The sequence below is a fragment of the Kitasatospora sp. NPDC018058 genome (genome assembly GCF_044327205.1).
Taxonomy (GTDB): Bacteria; Actinomycetota; Actinomycetes; order Streptomycetales; family Streptomycetaceae; genus Kitasatospora.
This window is the reverse complement of the sequence record NZ_JBIRFA010000023.1, coordinates 14,620-29,339: the sequence shown is the minus strand read 5'-3', so window position 1 is coordinate 29,339 and position 14,720 is coordinate 14,620. Positions and strand designations below refer to the sequence as shown.

At 74.1% G+C, this 14,720-nt stretch carries 12 protein-coding genes; 1 reads left to right on the top strand and 11 read right to left on the bottom strand.

The window, feature by feature from the left end; genetic code table 11:
• Nucleotides 1–18: 18 nt before the first annotated feature.
• The 6 genes from recX to ACH4E7_RS28670 form a co-directional block, all read right to left on the bottom strand.
• The gene (gene recX, locus ACH4E7_RS28695; protein ID WP_396251956.1) at nucleotides 19–1,080 is read right to left on the bottom strand and encodes a recombination regulator RecX; all 1,062 of its coding nucleotides are present in this window, start codon (nucleotides 1,078–1,080) and stop codon (nucleotides 19–21) included.
• Between the two features lie 4 nt (nucleotides 1,081–1,084).
• Entirely contained in the window at nucleotides 1,085–2,200 is a 1,116-nt protein-coding gene (gene recA / locus ACH4E7_RS28690) for a recombinase RecA (protein WP_396251955.1), read from the bottom strand.
• Nucleotides 2,201–2,396: 196 nt separating this feature from the next.
• A complete protein-coding gene (locus ACH4E7_RS28685; protein ID WP_396251954.1) occupies nucleotides 2,397–3,614 on the bottom strand; it encodes an AI-2E family transporter in 1,218 nt (405 codons plus the stop codon).
• A 37-nt stretch (nucleotides 3,615–3,651) separates the two neighbouring features.
• Nucleotides 3,652–3,846 (bottom strand): DUF3046 domain-containing protein, encoded by a 195-nt coding sequence (locus tag ACH4E7_RS28680; protein ID WP_396251953.1) that lies wholly within the window; start codon nucleotides 3,844–3,846, stop codon nucleotides 3,652–3,654.
• On the bottom strand, nucleotides 3,843–4,448 hold the full coding sequence (locus tag ACH4E7_RS28675) for a GNAT family N-acetyltransferase (protein WP_396252043.1): 606 nt from the start codon (nucleotides 4,446–4,448) through the stop codon (nucleotides 3,843–3,845). The genes ACH4E7_RS28680 and ACH4E7_RS28675 overlap by 4 nt, the downstream gene beginning before the upstream one ends.
• A gap of 74 nt (nucleotides 4,449–4,522) precedes the next feature.
• Nucleotides 4,523–6,034, bottom strand: a complete 1,512-nt coding sequence (locus tag ACH4E7_RS28670; RefSeq protein WP_396251952.1) for a S8 family serine peptidase — start codon at nucleotides 6,032–6,034, stop codon at nucleotides 4,523–4,525.
• A 194-nt stretch (nucleotides 6,035–6,228) separates the two neighbouring features.
• On the opposite strand from ACH4E7_RS28670, the gene ACH4E7_RS28665 reads away from it, so the two are divergent.
• Nucleotides 6,229–10,965 carry an ATP-dependent helicase gene (locus tag ACH4E7_RS28665; RefSeq protein ID WP_396251951.1) on the top strand — a complete coding sequence of 1,579 codons (4,737 nt, stop codon included), beginning with the start codon at nucleotides 6,229–6,231 and terminating at the stop codon, nucleotides 10,963–10,965.
• Between the two features lie 61 nt (nucleotides 10,966–11,026).
• Here the strand turns inward: ACH4E7_RS28665 and ACH4E7_RS28660 are convergent, their stop codons facing one another.
• The 5 genes from ACH4E7_RS28660 to rimO all read right to left on the bottom strand — a co-directional run bounded on the left by ACH4E7_RS28660 (nucleotide 11,027) and on the right by rimO (nucleotide 14,681).
• On the bottom strand, nucleotides 11,027–11,320 hold the full coding sequence (locus tag ACH4E7_RS28660) for a hypothetical protein (protein WP_396251950.1): 294 nt from the start codon (nucleotides 11,318–11,320) through the stop codon (nucleotides 11,027–11,029).
• Between the two features lie 57 nt (nucleotides 11,321–11,377).
• Nucleotides 11,378–11,746, bottom strand: a complete 369-nt coding sequence (locus ACH4E7_RS28655; RefSeq protein ID WP_030290911.1) for a helix-turn-helix domain-containing protein — start codon at nucleotides 11,744–11,746, stop codon at nucleotides 11,378–11,380.
• Between the two features lie 315 nt (nucleotides 11,747–12,061).
• Nucleotides 12,062–12,559 carry a CinA family protein gene (locus ACH4E7_RS28650; RefSeq protein WP_396251949.1) on the bottom strand — a complete coding sequence of 166 codons (498 nt, stop codon included), beginning with the start codon at nucleotides 12,557–12,559 and terminating at the stop codon, nucleotides 12,062–12,064.
• Complete coding sequence (pgsA, locus tag ACH4E7_RS28645; protein ID WP_396251948.1) at nucleotides 12,556–13,194, bottom strand: CDP-diacylglycerol--glycerol-3-phosphate 3-phosphatidyltransferase; 639 nt, start codon at nucleotides 13,192–13,194, stop codon at nucleotides 12,556–12,558. Before pgsA ends, ACH4E7_RS28650 begins: the two co-directional genes overlap by 4 nt.
• Nucleotides 13,191–14,681, bottom strand: a complete 1,491-nt coding sequence (gene rimO / locus ACH4E7_RS28640; protein WP_396251947.1) for a 30S ribosomal protein S12 methylthiotransferase RimO — start codon at nucleotides 14,679–14,681, stop codon at nucleotides 13,191–13,193. The genes pgsA and rimO overlap by 4 nt, the downstream gene beginning before the upstream one ends.
• Nucleotides 14,682–14,720: the final 39 nt, after the last annotated feature.

Sequence of the window (14,720 nt, the reverse complement as noted above, 5' to 3'; positions counted from 1 at the left end):
AAGTGTGCGGAACTGCCACTACTCCCACCCGGTTTCCGACAGTTCGTCGGCTGCCTCCTCCTCCAGTGCGCCGCGCACCACCCGGAAGGCCAGCCCATCGGAGTAGCCGCGCCGGGCCAGCATGCCGACCAGCCGGCGGGTCCGGACCTGCGGGTCCAACCCCCGGGTGGACCGCAGCTTGCGCTCGACCAGTGCCCGGGCCGCGTCCGCCTCGTCGTCGTGGTCGAGCTGGGCGACGGCCCGCTCCACCAGATCGGCGGCCACGCCCTTGGTGCGCAGTTCCTGGGCCAGTGCCCGCCGGGACAGCCCCCGGACGGCGTGCCGGGACTCCACCCAGGCCGCGGCGAAGGCCGCGTCGTCGATCAGCCCGACCTCTTCGAGCCGGGTGAGCACCTCGTCGGCGACGTCCTCCGGGATCTCCCGCTTGCGCAGGGCGTCGGCGAGCTGCTTGCGGGTCTTGGCGGCGCCGGTCAGCAGCCGAAGGCAGATGTCCCGGGCGCGGGTCTCCGGATCGGACTGCTCTTCCTCCCGTTTGCGGGAGGTACGGGCGGTGCCCTCCTCCTCGCCCGGCAGCCCCTCGGCGGACCCCCCACCCCGACGGCTCCCGCGCCGACCCGCACCGGCGCGGGCGGCCGAGGCGGCCGCACCCCCGCGACCGGCTGCCTCGGCCTCGCCCCAACCGCTCTCCGCGGCCTCCGAGCTGCCTCCGGCCTCGGACTCCTCGGCCTCCAGCGCCGAGCGGCGCCGACGGCGGCCGGTGGGCAGCTCGGAGGCCGAGACCAGCCCGAGCGCCTCGACCGAGGCCTCCGCCGGCCGCTCCCGTTCAAACGCCGGCCCGGACGCCGCGCCACGCACCGTCCGGACCGGAACCCGGTCGAACTCCGGCTCCGGGCCAGATGCCCGCTGCGTGGTGGACGTGCGCTCCCGCCGCCCCTTGCGGGACTGCGACCGCGGCCGGGCCGCCGACGGCCGCGGTTCCGGCTCCGGCTCCTCCGCGACCGCGGCGAACCAGTCCGGCGGGCCGTAGTCGTCGTCCTCGGGGCCCGCCGGGCCGCCACCCACCATGTCGTACTGCGTCAACGGCTCAGGCCTTGGCAGCCGCCGTCTTCTTCGCCGCGGCCGTCTTGGCGGCGGTCGCGGTGATCGGCTTGGCGGCGCCGTCGGCAGCGGCGGCCTCCGCCCCGCCCTCGGCGGGCTCATCGGTCTTCGGGCCGATGCCCAGCTTGCCCTTGATCTTCCGCTCGATCTCGTCGGCGAGCTGCGGGTTGTCCCGCAGGAAGTTACGGGCGTTCTCCTTGCCCTGGCCGAGCTGGTCGCCCTCGTAGGTGTACCAGGCGCCGGACTTGCGGATGAAGCCGTGCTCGACGCCCATGTCGATCAGGCCGCCCTCGCGGCTGATGCCGATGCCGTAGAGGATGTCGAACTCGGCCTGCTTGAACGGCGCGGCGACCTTGTTCTTGACGACCTTGACGCGGGTGCGGTTACCGACCGCCTCGGTGCCGTCCTTCAGGGTCTCGATCCGGCGGATGTCCAGGCGGACCGAGGCGTAGAACTTCAGCGCCCGGCCACCGGTCGTGGTCTCCGGCGAACCGAACATCACGCCGATCTTCTCGCGCAGCTGGTTGATGAAGATGGCGGTGGTGTTCGACTGGTTCAGCGCACCGGCGATCTTGCGCAGCGCCTGGCTCATCAGCCGGGCCTGCAGACCGACGTGCGAGTCACCCATCTCGCCCTCGATCTCGGCGCGCGGGACGAGCGCCGCGACCGAGTCGATGATCACCAGGTCGATCGCGCCGGAGCGGATCAGCATGTCGGTGATCTCCAGGGCCTGCTCACCGGTGTCCGGCTGGCTGACCAGCAGGGCGTCGGTGTCCACGCCGAGCTTCTTGGCGTACTCAGGGTCGAGCGCGTGCTCCGCGTCGACGAAGGCGACCGTGCCGCCGGCCTTCTGGGCGTTGGCGGCCAGGTGCAGGGTCAGGGTGGTCTTACCGGAGGACTCGGGGCCGTAGATCTCGATCACCCGGCCGCGCGGGATGCCGCCGACCCCGAGGGCGACGTCCAGGGCGGTGGAGCCGGTGGAGATCACCTCGACGGGCTCGTTGGCCTTCTCGCCGAGGCGCATCACCGAGCCCTTGCCGAACTGTCGCTCGATCTGGGCGAGAGCTGTCTCCAGGGCCTTCTCGCGGTCCGTACCTGCCATGACTTTTTCCCTCGGGTTCTGTGCTGTGCGCTTCATCGTCATCGACGCTAGCGCGTCCCACTGACAAACGAGCCCCACCCGGCTCAGCCTGTGGAAAACTCCTCGCCGGAGAGTACAAAGAACATGTGTTCGATTCAAGCCTCGCACGTTCGGACGCACCGCGGGGCGAGCGACCGGACCGCTCCCCCGCCGCCCGTCACTCGCCGCCGACCATCCGCCGCAGCCGCCGCGCCGCCTCCCGGCGCAGTTCCCTCCGGGCCCGCCGCTGCTCACCGCGGTCGATCCGCGGGTCGGTGGCCACCTCGTACCGCCGCACGTACGTCCCCACGAAGCCCTGCAGGGTGGCCGCCGCCGGGATCGCGATCAGCGCGCCCACCGCGCCCAGCAGCGCCGCGCCCGCGATCACCGCGCCGAAGGCTACCGCCGGGTGCACGTCCACCGTCCTCGCGGTGATCCTCGGGTGCAGCACGTAGTTCTCGATCTGCTGGTAGACCACCGTGAACACCAGCACCCACAGCGCGTCCACCGGCTCCACCGTGAGCGCCACCAGCACCGGCAGCGCGCCCGCCAGGTACGTCCCGATCGTCGGCACGAACTGCGACATGACGCCGACCCAGATCGCCAGCGCGGCCGCGTACGGCAGGTCGATCAGCGCGAACATCACCCAGTGCCCGGCCGCCGACACCAGCGCGAGCACCGCCCGGGAGTACAGGTAGCCGCCGGTCTTGGCGAGCGCGATCTCCCAGGCCCGCAGTACCTCGCCCTGCTTGGACGGCGGCAGCAGCGAACATACCGTCCTGCGGACCCGCGGGCCCTCGGCGGTGAAGTAGAAGGTGAACAGCCCGACCGTGAAGGTCTGGAAGAGCCCCCCGATCAGCGTCGAGGAGACGCCCCAGACGTTGTCGGCGGCCTGCTGGGCGTAGCCCTCGATCGTGCCGGAGTCCTTGAGCAGCCGCTTCTGCAGCTCGCCCAGCGACAGGTCCTGATGGAAGGTCCGGTTGACCCAGCCGATCAGATTGTCGACCAGGTGCGGCAGATCCCCGGCGATCTTCGCCACCTGGTCCACCAGCAACGTGCCCAGCGCCGCCAGGAACCCGGCCACCGCGATCCCGACCGCGACGAACACCAGGAAGGTACCCACCCCCCGGCGCACCCCCCGCGCCGCCATCCGGTCCACCGCCGGCTCCAGGGCCAGCGAGAGGAAGAACGCCACCAGCAGCATCACGAAGAGGTCGATCAACTGCCGGAAGGCCCAGTCGGCGAGCTGGAACACCCCGACCATCACCAGGAACATGACCATCGCCCGGGGCAGCCATCGCGGCATCCCGCCCCACAGGGCCCCGCCGTCGTTCGTCCGCTCCTCGTCGGCGACCCGCACCGACCCTTCCGCGCTCTTCTCTCCGCTGATCGTCACCCGGACAGTCTGTCCCACCACCCCCGGCGCCGAGGGCTCAGCGCAGCAACGTGGAGACCCCCTGGGTCTCACAGACCACCCGCCAGACGTCCTTGGCCTCCCAGCCCGCCTCCAGCGCCTGGCGCACCGTCCGCCCGCCGAGCTCGCTCATCACGTGGTCGGACGCGAAGGACTCCGCGTACGCCTCCCCGAAGTGCGCGTACATCCGTCGCCAGAACTCCGTCAGCCTCATGCCCCCAGTATCCCGGACCCCGCATCGAAGCCCCGGGGCTGCCACTCCCCGGCCGTCACCGCGTACTCGACCTCCCCGTGCTCACTCCCGGGGATCGCCTCCGGGTAGTCCTCGTGGAACGTACGGACGTACGACAGCCCGCACTTCTCCATCACCCGCCGCGACCCCGCGTTCACCGCCATCGTGTACGCCACCACCCGCTCCACCCCGGACCCGGTGAACCCACGGCGGATCAACGCCCGCGCGCCCTCGGTCGCGTACCCGCGCCCCCAAGCCGCCCGCCGCAACCGGTACCCGAGCTCCACCTCCCCCCGCTCCCCCTCCTCGGTCGGCCGGAACTCGAACCACCCCAGGAACGCCCCACCGTCCCGCTCCTCGACCGCCCACCACCCGAGGTCCCCGTACCGCCGGTAGTGCTCCAGGTACAGCGGAATCAGCGTCCCCTCCACCCACTCCCGCGCACTCGCCTTCCCCCCGGTCAGGTACCGCATCACCTCGGGGTCCCCGTCCAACGCCACGAGGTCGTCCACATCCGCCCCCGTGAACCGCCGCAACACCAACCGCTCGGTCCCGAGGAACACACCCGCACCCGATTCACCCATGCCCCCGATCCTCACCCCCGCCCCCACACCCCGTCACCCGCGTTTCCGGGCGCCACCCCCGGGCAAACGCTGCCTCACCGGGGCAACGCCGCCAACCCCGCCCCGAAGTACTCCCGGTCCCCACAAGCCCGCGGCCCCACCGAACACCCCGCCGCGGCCGTGGTCGCCAACAGAGCCGCCAGCCCACCCGCCCCCAACTCCGGGTGCAACGCCGCCGCGACCGCCACCGCCCCGGTGACATGGGCCGCCGCCATCGACGTCCCCGCCAGCGCCGCGTACTGCCCCCCGGGCCAGTCGGAGACGATCGCCCCCTGCGGCCCGCCGTCCGGATCGCCGCCCGGCGCAGCGAGCGACACGTGCCCGCGCCCGTGGTTGGAGTACGGCGAGGAGCGCCCGTCCCGGTTGACCGCCGTGACCGTGACCACCCCCGGCAGCTCGCCGGGAAGCCGGATGCACTCGGCGCCCAGGTACCGGGTACTGGCCGGCCCGGAGACCCGGTCGTTGGGGCTGCGCTCGTCGGTCCGGGCGGCACCGAGGTCCTGCCCGTCGTTGCCGGCCGAGGCGACCACCACCGCCCCCTTGCGCTGGGCGTACGCGGAGGCCCGGCTGACAGCCGTGATCAGCGCCGCCTGGTCCCGGTCCTCGGGGCAGTTGTACTTCCAGGGGTCCGCGAAGTAGCTGTTGTTGATCGCCTTGGCCCCGTGGTCGGCCGCCCAGAGCATGCCGCAGACGATGTTCTCCGCGTAGTACTGCCCCAGCGGCCCCAGCAGCCGGACGGCGGCCACCCGCACCCCCGGAGCGACACCCGTGACGCCCTGCCCGTCCCGGGCCGCACCGATGATCCCGGCGACGTGGGTGCCGTGCCCGCCCTCCCCTGCCCCCGGGTCGGGCCGCCAGGAGCCGGTCCGGGCGTCCGGCCGCCCGTCCGCGCAGGAGGCCGAGGCCTTCGGGTCGACGGCGGCCCGCAGGTCCGGGTGGGTGTCGTCCACACCCGAGTCCAGCACCGCCACCAGCACCTCGCGCAGCGCCTCCGCGCTGGGCGCCCCGACGCCGGCGTCGCCGGTCCGCCCCGAGGCGGGCCCCAGCATGGCGAGGTTCCAGGCGCCGCCCTCCGCCGGGTCAGGCACCGTCGGGACCCCGCCCTTCTGCTCGTCCGAGGCGGCACGCCTGTCGGAACTCCCCTGCTCCGCCCCCGCCGCGAAGTCCCCGGCCCCCTCCACCCCCCGCGGCGGCCCCACCACCGGCGCGGTCCGGGTCGCCCCCACGGCGGCGATCCCGGGTCGGCCCCGGACCTTGTCCGCGAAGGCGCCGGTCGCGTAGGCCAGCACCGCCCCGATCTGCGGGTACTCCTGCACCACCTGCCCGCCCGCCGACCGGCTCTCCGCCTCGGCCCGGGCGGCGCCCGCGGCGTCCTCCTGGTCGGCCAGCACCAGGTAGCTGAGGTACGCCCGCCCGGACACGTACGGCACGGCACCGCCGACCACCAGGGCCGTGAGCAGCATCGCCAGCAGCGCCCGGGCCGGCCCGCGGACCCTGCGACGGCGGACCGCACGGTCGGGGCCGCCGGACTGGTGCGCCTGCGCCATCCCACGGTCTCCGCTCGTCGGTCCGGTGAGGAAACGGCCATGCGGCCACGGTCACGGGTTGATCACACGTCCGATTCCTCACCATATGAGCGGATCATCATTCCCGCCCCTCAACGACACCTCCGCTCCGACCACCCCCCCACCCCCGAAGCGGTCCCGCCCCACTTGTCAGTCCCACCCGGCACCATGGGGGCATGGCGCCCCAGCACCCGACCCCGCCCGCCGAAGCCCCCCGGGCCGACGATCCCCTGGCCGGATTCGCCCCGGCCACCCGGGCCTGGTTCACCGGCGCCTTCTCCGCCCCCACCACCGCCCAGTCCGAGGCCTGGCGCGCCATCCGGCGGGAGACCGACGTCCTGGTGGTCGCCCCCACCGGCTCCGGCAAGACGCTCGCCGCCTTCCTCTCCGCCCTCGACCGCCTCAGCAGCACCCCACCCCCCGCCGACCCCAAGCGCCGCTGCCGGGTGCTCTACGTCTCCCCGCTGAAGGCCCTCGCGGTGGACGTCGAACGGAACCTGCGCGCCCCGCTGACCGGCCTGCGCCAGGCGGCCGTCCGCCTCGGCGTGCCCGAGCCCGAGGTCCAGGTCGCCATCCGCTCCGGCGACACCCCCGCCGCCGACCGCCGCCGCTTCGCGACCCACCCGCCGGACATCCTGATCACCACCCCCGAGTCGCTCTTCCTCCTGCTCACCTCCGCCTCCCGGGAGGCATTGCGCGGCGTGGACACGGTGATCCTGGACGAGGTGCACGCGGTCGCCGGCACCAAGCGCGGCGCCCACCTGGCGCTCAGCCTGGAGCGGCTGGACGAGCTGCTGGACCGCCCGGCCCGCCGGATCGGCCTGTCCGCGACGGTGCGCCCGGTCGAGGAGGTGGCCCGCTTCCTCAGCCCGCAGCGCGGCGCCGCCGTCGTCCAGCCCGCCGCCGCCAAGGAGTTCGACCTCTCGGTGGTGGTTCCGGTCCCCGACCTGGACGACCTGCCCTCCGCCCCGGCCGCCGGCGGCGCCTCCGACGGCGACCCGCAGCGCCTGGGGGCACCTCCCGGCCGCCAGGCTGGGGGCGCCTCCATCTGGCCGCACGTCGAGGAGCGGATCGTCGACCTGGTCGAGGCCCACCGCTCGACCATCGTCTTCGCCAACTCCCGCCGCCTGGCCGAGCGCCTGTGCAACCGGCTGAACGAGATCGCCCACGAGCGCGCCACCGGTACCGCCGCCCCCGAGGCGCACGCCCCGGCCCAGCTGATGGGCGGCTCGGGCGCCGCCAAGGGCGCGCCCCCGGTGATCGCCCGGGCCCACCACGGCTCCGTCTCCAAGGAGCAGCGGTCCCTGGTCGAGGAGGAGTTGAAGGCCGGCCGGCTGCCCGCCGTGGTCGCCACCTCCAGCCTGGAGCTGGGCATCGACATGGGCGCCGTGGAGCTCGTCGTCCAGGTCGAGTCCCCACCCTCGGTCGCCTCCGGCCTGCAGCGGGTCGGCCGGGCCGGCCACCAGGTCGGCGCCGTCTCCACCGGTGTCTTCTTCCCCAAGTACCGGGGGGACCTCGTGCAGTCCGCCGTGGTCACCGAGCGGATGCGGGCCGGCCGGATCGAGGCGCTGCGCATCCCGCGCAACCCGCTGGACGTGCTCGCCCAGCAGCTGGTCGCGATGACGGCCCTGGACGCCTGGCCGGTGGACGACCTGCTCGCGGTGGTCCGCCGTGCCGCGCCTTTCGCCACCCTCCCGCAGTCGGCCTTCGACGCCGTGCTCGACATGCTGGCCGGCCGCTACCCCTCGGACGCCTTCGCCGAGTTGCGTCCCCGGGTGGTGTGGGACCGGGTGGCCGGCACGGTCACCGGCCGCCCCGGCGCCCAGCGCCTGGCCGTCACCTCCGGCGGCACCATCCCCGACCGCGGCCTGTTCGGCGTCTTCATCGCCGGCGCCGACCCCAAGAAGGGCGGTGGAAGGGTCGGCGAGCTGGACGAGGAGATGGTCTACGAGTCCCGCGTGGGCGATGTGTTCACCCTCGGCACCACCTCCTGGCGGATCGAGGAGATCACCCACGACAAGGTGCTGGTCACCCCCGCCCCCGGTGTCCCCGGCCGGCTCCCGTTCTGGAAGGGCGACACCCTCGGCCGCCCGCTCGAACTCGGCCGGGCCCTGGGCGCGTTCACCCGCGAGCTGGGCGCCCTCCGGCCGGAGGCCGCCACCGAACGCCTCAAGCAGGCCGGCCTGGACGACTGGGCCGCCGCCAACCTTCTCGACTACCTCGCCGAACAGCGCACCGCCTGCGGCCACCTCCCGGACGACCGCACCATCGTGGTCGAGCGCTTCCGGGACGAGCTCGGCGACTGGCGGATCGTCATCCACTCCCCCTTCGGCGCCCAGGTGCACGCCCCCTGGGCCCTCGCCCTGGGCGCCCGGCTGCGCGAGAAGCACGGCCTGGACCCCCAGGTCATGCACGCCGACGACGGCATCGTGCTCCGCCTGCCGGACGCCGACCTCCTGGCCCCCGACTTCGATTTCAGCAGCCCCTCCGAACCGGCCGGTTCGCCCCCGGACGAAGCCCCGGTCGGCGCCGACGCCGCCCTGTTCGACCCCGGCGAGGTCGAGCAGCTGGTCACCGACCAGGTCGGCGGCTCCGCCCTGTTCGCCTCCCGCTTCCGCGAGTGCGCCGGCCGCGCCCTGCTGCTCCCGCGCCGCAGCCCCGGCCGCCGCACCCCGCTCTGGCAGCAGCGCCAGCGCGCCGCCCAACTGCTCGAAGTCGCCTCCGAGTACGGCTCGTTCCCGATCGTCCTGGAGGCCGTCCGGGAGTGCCTGCAGGACGTGTTCGACGTCCCCGGCCTGGTCGAGCTGATGGGCGACCTGGAGTCCCGCGCCGTCCGCCTGGTCGAGGTCACCACCCCCGAGCCCTCGCCCTTCGCCCGCTCACTGCTGTTCGGCTACGTCGCCCAGTTCCTCTACGAGGGCGACTCCCCGCTGGCCGAACGCCGCGCCGCCGCGCTCTCGCTGGACTCCCGGCTGCTGTCCGAACTCCTCGGCCAGGCCGAGCTGAGCGAACTCCTCGACCCCCAGGTGCTCGCCGAGTTGGAGGCCGAGCTCCAACGCCTCACCCCCGAACGCCGGATCAAGGACGCCGAGGGCGTCGCCGACGCCCTGCGACTGCTCGGCCCGCTCACCGAGGCCGAGTTGACCGCCCGCGGCGCCGGACCGCTCTGGGCCCTGGAGTTGGAGGCCGCCCGCCGGGTGATCCAGGTCCGGATCGCCGGCGAGCGGCGCTGGGCCGCGATCGAGGACGCCGGACGGCTGCGCGACGCGCTCGGCACCCCGCTGCCGGTCGGCGTCCCGGAGGCCTTCACCGAGCCGGTCAAGGACCCACTGGGCGACCTGCTGGCCCGCCACGCCCGTACCCACGGCCCGTTCACCGCCGCCGAGGCCGGCGCCCGCTACAACCTCGGCACCGCCGTCGTCACCGGCACGCTGCACCGACTCACCGCCGCCGGCCGCCTGGTCCAAGGGCAGTTCCGGCCCGCGGAGAGCCACACCGCCCCCGAGTGGTGCGACGCCGAGGTGCTGCGCCGGCTGCGCCGCCGCTCGCTGGCCGCCCTGCGCCAGGAGGTCGAGCCCGTCCCGCCGCGCGCCCTGGCCGCCTTCCTGCCGCAGTGGCAGCACCTGGCCGGCCACCGGCTGCGCGGCCCGGACGGCCTGCTCCGGGTGGTCGAACAGCTCCAGGGCACCGCCCTGCCCGCTTCCGCCCTGGAGAAGCTGATCCTCCCGGCCCGGCTCACCGACTACTCCCCCGGCCTGCTGGACGAGCTGATGGCGGCCGGCGAGATCGGCTGGTGCGGCGCCGGCGCGCTGCCCGGTAAGGACGGGTGGCTCAGCCTGCACCTGGCCGAGAACGCCCACCTGCTGCGCCCCGAGCCAGTCCCGCCCGCGCTCACCCCGGTGCACAGCGCCCTGATGCAGGCCCTGGCCGGCGGCTACGGCCTGTTCTTCCGCCAACTCGTCCAGCAGCTCCCGGAGGACACCCCCGAGCCGGAGATCGTCGAGTCGCTCTGGGACCTGGTCTGGGCCGGTTACGTCACCAACGACACCCTCTCCCCGCTGCGCGCCCTGCTCGGCTCCGGCCGCACCGCGGGCGCCACCGCCCACCGCGCGCCGAGGGCCACCCCGCGCGGCCGCTACGGCGGCGCGGGCCGCGCCTTCGGCCGGGTCGGCGGCGCCCTGCGCAGCGGCCCGCCGACGGTGGCCGGACGCTGGTCGCTGCTGCCCGCCTTCGCCGCCGACCCGACGGTCCGGGCCACCGCCCAGGCGCAGAGCCTGCTGGACCGGCACGGCCTGCTCACCCGGGGCACCGTGGCCGCCGAACGGGTGCCCGGCGGCTTCGCCGGGGTCTACCGGGTGCTCACCGCGATGGAGGAGCGCGGCCGGGCCCGCCGGGGCTACTTCGTCGAGGGCCTGGGCGGCGCCCAGTTCGCCATGGAGGGCGCGGCCGACCGACTGCGCTCGGTCAACGGCCGGCTGGAGCGGGCCGGCAATGCCGAGTGGTCGGCCGCCCCGACCGCCGAGCCACCGCAGCCGCTGGTGCTGGCCGCCGCCGACCCGGCGAACGCCTACGGCGCGGCCCTGCCCTGGCCCGAGCCGCCCACCGCCCCCGGCCGCAAGGACTCCACCGCCCATCGAGCGGGCCGCAAGGCGGGTGCCCTGGTGGTGCTGGTGGACGGCGAGTTGGCGCTGTACGTGGAGCGGGGCGGCAAGTCCCTGCTGGCCTGGCCGGAGGACGGGGCGACCCGGGCGCTGGCCGCCGGGGCGCTCGCCGAGGCGGTCCGCGAGGGCGCGCTCGGCAGCGTCACGGTCGAGCGGGCCAACGGCGAGCCCGCCCTCGGCTCCGAGCTCGGCCGCGCCCTGGAGGAGGCGGGCTTCCACGCCACCCCGCGCGGCCTGCGACTGCGTCCGTAGCGCGGACGGAAAGCCCGAAGGCCGCGGGGTCGTCGACCCCGCGGCCTTCGTCCACGTCGCATCACCCGATCGGTGGCGGCTGCGCCTCCACCCGGCCCACGGCCTCCTCGTGTCGGCGCCGCACCGGTCCGGTCGCGTTCCGGTCGGCGTGGACCGGGATGAGACCGAGCCCCCAGCCGCCGGCCGCCAACAGCCCCAGCACCGCGCCGTCGGCCAGTTGCCCGCGGACGACCAGGACCCACCAGGCGAGCCCGGTCACGAGGGCCACCAGGACCCACCGCGTCGGCCACGGCACCAACCGCCGCGCCCGCAGCCGTATTCGGGCCACCGCGCGCACCGTCGCGACTCTCCGCACGACCGCCCTCCTCCGCTCGCCCCGGGCATCGGAGGAGCCCGGGTGTCGAGGCCGGAATCAGGCGGCGACCACGTCCATCGCGGCGGCCTTGGGCGACATGTTCGCCCGGTCGGCGCCGGGGGCGGGCAGCGGAACCGGTTCGAGTACCGGCCTCAGCAGATCACCTTCGGAGAGGGTGGCCATCGCCGCAAGTTCGGCGAGCGACAGTTCGTCGCTGACCTCGCGCATGACCTCGGACATCCGGACGTCGAGTGCATCGCAGATGGCGGAGAGCAGCTCCGAGGAGGCTTCCTTCTGTCCCCGCTCGACCTCGGAGAGGTATCCGAGCGAAACCCTGGCGGCCGCCGACACCTCGCGGAGTGTGCGGCCCTGGCGCTGGCGCTGCCGACGCAGTACATCGCCCAGTAGGCGACGGAGCAGGATCATCGGTGCCTCCCTCCTCGGACTGCGGATCGAGATGTCACGCCCCCACCGTACCGCCTTGCCCGCTTCGCGTGCGGGGACCCCGGTCGTGTTCACTCTGGGCTGCAAGGCCGCCCCCCTCCTCGTTCCGGTGTCGCACCCGGGTTCGCGGGCCCCTCGTGGTACCCGACGCGACCCACCCGGCCACCGTCACGCAACTCGTTCGCCACCTGGTTTCTGCCCAACCAGGACCTTGGATGTAACACGATCCTCCAGCTGTGCCATACCCGCGCGCCAGTTCGAGGGATCTCGGTTCGGTGGAGATCCTCCGGCGGGCCCCTATCGAGCGAGCCGGCCGACGAGCAGCTCCAGTGCGGCGGTCACCGCCCCGTGACGGATTGTGGCACGACCGCCCGACAGCAGGAGCGAACTGACCAGAGTTCCCCCCGGGCCGGCCACCGCCAGGTGTACCGTGCCCACCGGCTGGCCGTCCTGCGGCTCCGGACCGGCCACCCCGGTCGTCGCGAGCCCGTACGTGGCCCCCAGCAGCCCGCGCACGCCCTCGGCCATCTGCCGGGCGACCACCGGGTGAACCGGACCGTGCACGTCCAACAGGCCCTCGTCCACACCGAGCACCGAGGCCTTCAGCTCGGTCGCGTACGCGGTGACCGAGCCGCGGAAGGTCGCGGAGGCTCCGGGGACGTCGACCAGCGCGGCGGCCAGCAGCCCGCCGGTCAGCGACTCGGCGACGGCCAGAGTGCCCCCCTGGGCCCGCAGCGCGGCGTGCGCCCGCTCAGCCAGCTCGTAGTCCGCCACCCGGTCTCCCCCGTCGCTCACCGGTCCGCGCGCTCCGCGGCCATGCCCTCGCGGCGCAGTCGCAGCGCCTGTCCGACGTAATCCAGCGCGGTGCCGACGGTCAGCAGCACCGCCAGGCCCATCAGGACCGCCCGCCCGGTGGCCAGCCACCCGGTCAGGGCCAGGACGTACATGCCGACCGCGGTGCCCTGGCTCAGCGTCTTGAGCTTGCCGCCGCGGCTGGCCGGGATGACCCCGTAGCGGATCACCCAGAAGCGCATCAGCGTGATGCCGAGCTCGCGGGCCAGGATCACCACGGTGACCCACCAGGGCAGGTCGCCGAGCAGCGAGAGGCCGATCAGCGCCGAGCCCATGATCGCCTTGTCGGCGATCGGGTCGGCGATCTTCCCGAAGTCGGTGACCAGGCCCTTGCGGCGGGCGAGTTCACCGTCGAACAGGTCGGTGATCATCGCGATCGCGAACGCGGCCCAGGCGACCGAGCGCCACTTGGGGTTGTGCCCGCCGTCGGCGAACAGCAGCGCCACGAAGACCGGGACCAGCAGCACCCGGACCATCGTGAGCACGTTGGCGATGTTCCACACCCCCGGCGCCGACGGCAGGGCGGCCGCCGGTCTGCCCGGGTGGGCCGCGGCCGGGGCACCGGGCCCCTTGGTCATTCCCCGGCTCCCGGAGCCCGGCGGACCCGCACCTGCTCCTGCGCCTCGGCGATCAGGTCGACGCCCTCGCTGGCCACCACGGTGGCCCGCCAGAACTGCCCGATCTCCGGGTCCTCGACGCCGATCAGCGTGGTCAGGCCGTCGGTCTCCGGGGCCTGGTGGGCGGAGCGGCCCTCGACCACGCCGTCCTCGATCGACTCGATCAGCACCTCGACCTCGGTGCCGATCCGCTGCTCGGCCCGCTGGGCGGTCATCTCCTCGGCGAGGCGGCTCAGTCGGCTCAGCCGGTCCGCGACCACGTCCTCGGGCAGCTTGCCGTCGTAGGTCGCGGCCTCGGTGCCGTCCTCGTCGGAGTAGCCGAAGACGCCGATCGCGTCCAGCCCGGCGTGGGTGACGAAGCGCTCCAGCTCGGCGTAGTCCTCCTCGGTCTCACCGGGGAAGCCGACGATGAAGTTGGACCGGGCGCCGGCCTGCGGGGCCTTGTCGCGGATGGTCTTCAGCAGCTCCAGGAACTGGTCGGTGGAGCCGAAGCGGCGCATCCGGCGCAGCACGGCGGGCGCCGAGTGCTGGAACGACAGGTCGAAGTAGGGCACCACGTCGGTGGTCCCGGTCATCGCGTCGATCAGGCCCGGGCGCATCTCGGCCGGCTGCAGGTAGGAGACCCGGACCCGCTCGACGCCGTCGAACGCCGAGATCTCGCCGAGCAGCGTCTCCAGCAACCGGATGTCGCCGAGGTCCTTGCCGTACGAGGTGTTGTTCTCGCTGACCAGGACGATCTCGCGGACGCCCTGCTCGGCCAGCCACTGGGCCTCGTGCAGCACGTCGGAGGGGCGGCGGGAGATGAACGAGCCGCGGAAGGCCGGGATGGCGCAGAAGGAGCAGCGCCGGTCGCAGCCGGAGGCGAGCTTGACCGAGGCCACCGGGCTGTCGTCCAGCCGCTTGCGCAGGGTGCGCGGGCCGGAGGCGGGCGCGAGGCCCTCGGGCAGGTCGGCGATCGGCTCGGCGGCGGCCTCGGCGCCGTGGCCGGGCAGCGCGACGGCCTCGGCGGCGGACTGCCGCTCGGCCGGGCTGATCGGCAGCAGCTTGCGGCGGTCGCGCGGGATGTGCGGGGCGTGGTGGCCGCCGGAGAGGATGGTCTGCAGGCGGTCGGAGATGTCCGCGTAGTCGTCGAAGCCGAGCACGCCGTCCGCCTCGGGCAGCGCGTCGGCGAGCTCCTTGCCGTACCGCTCGGCCATGCAGCCGACCGCGACGACGGCCTGGGTACGGCCGTGACCCTTGAGGTCGTTGGCCTCCAGCAGGGCGTCCACGGAGTCCTTCTTGGCGGCTTCGACGAAGCCGCAGGTGTTGACGACTGCGACGTCCGCCTCGGCGGCGTCATCGACGAGCAACCAGCCGTCGGCTTCCAGTCGCCCGGCGAGTTCCTCGGAGTCCACCTCGTTGCGGGCGCATCCGAGCGTGACAAGGGCGACAGTGCGGCGTTCAGGCATAGGCCCAAGATTAACGCGCGGCCTCCGGTGCCGTTCGCC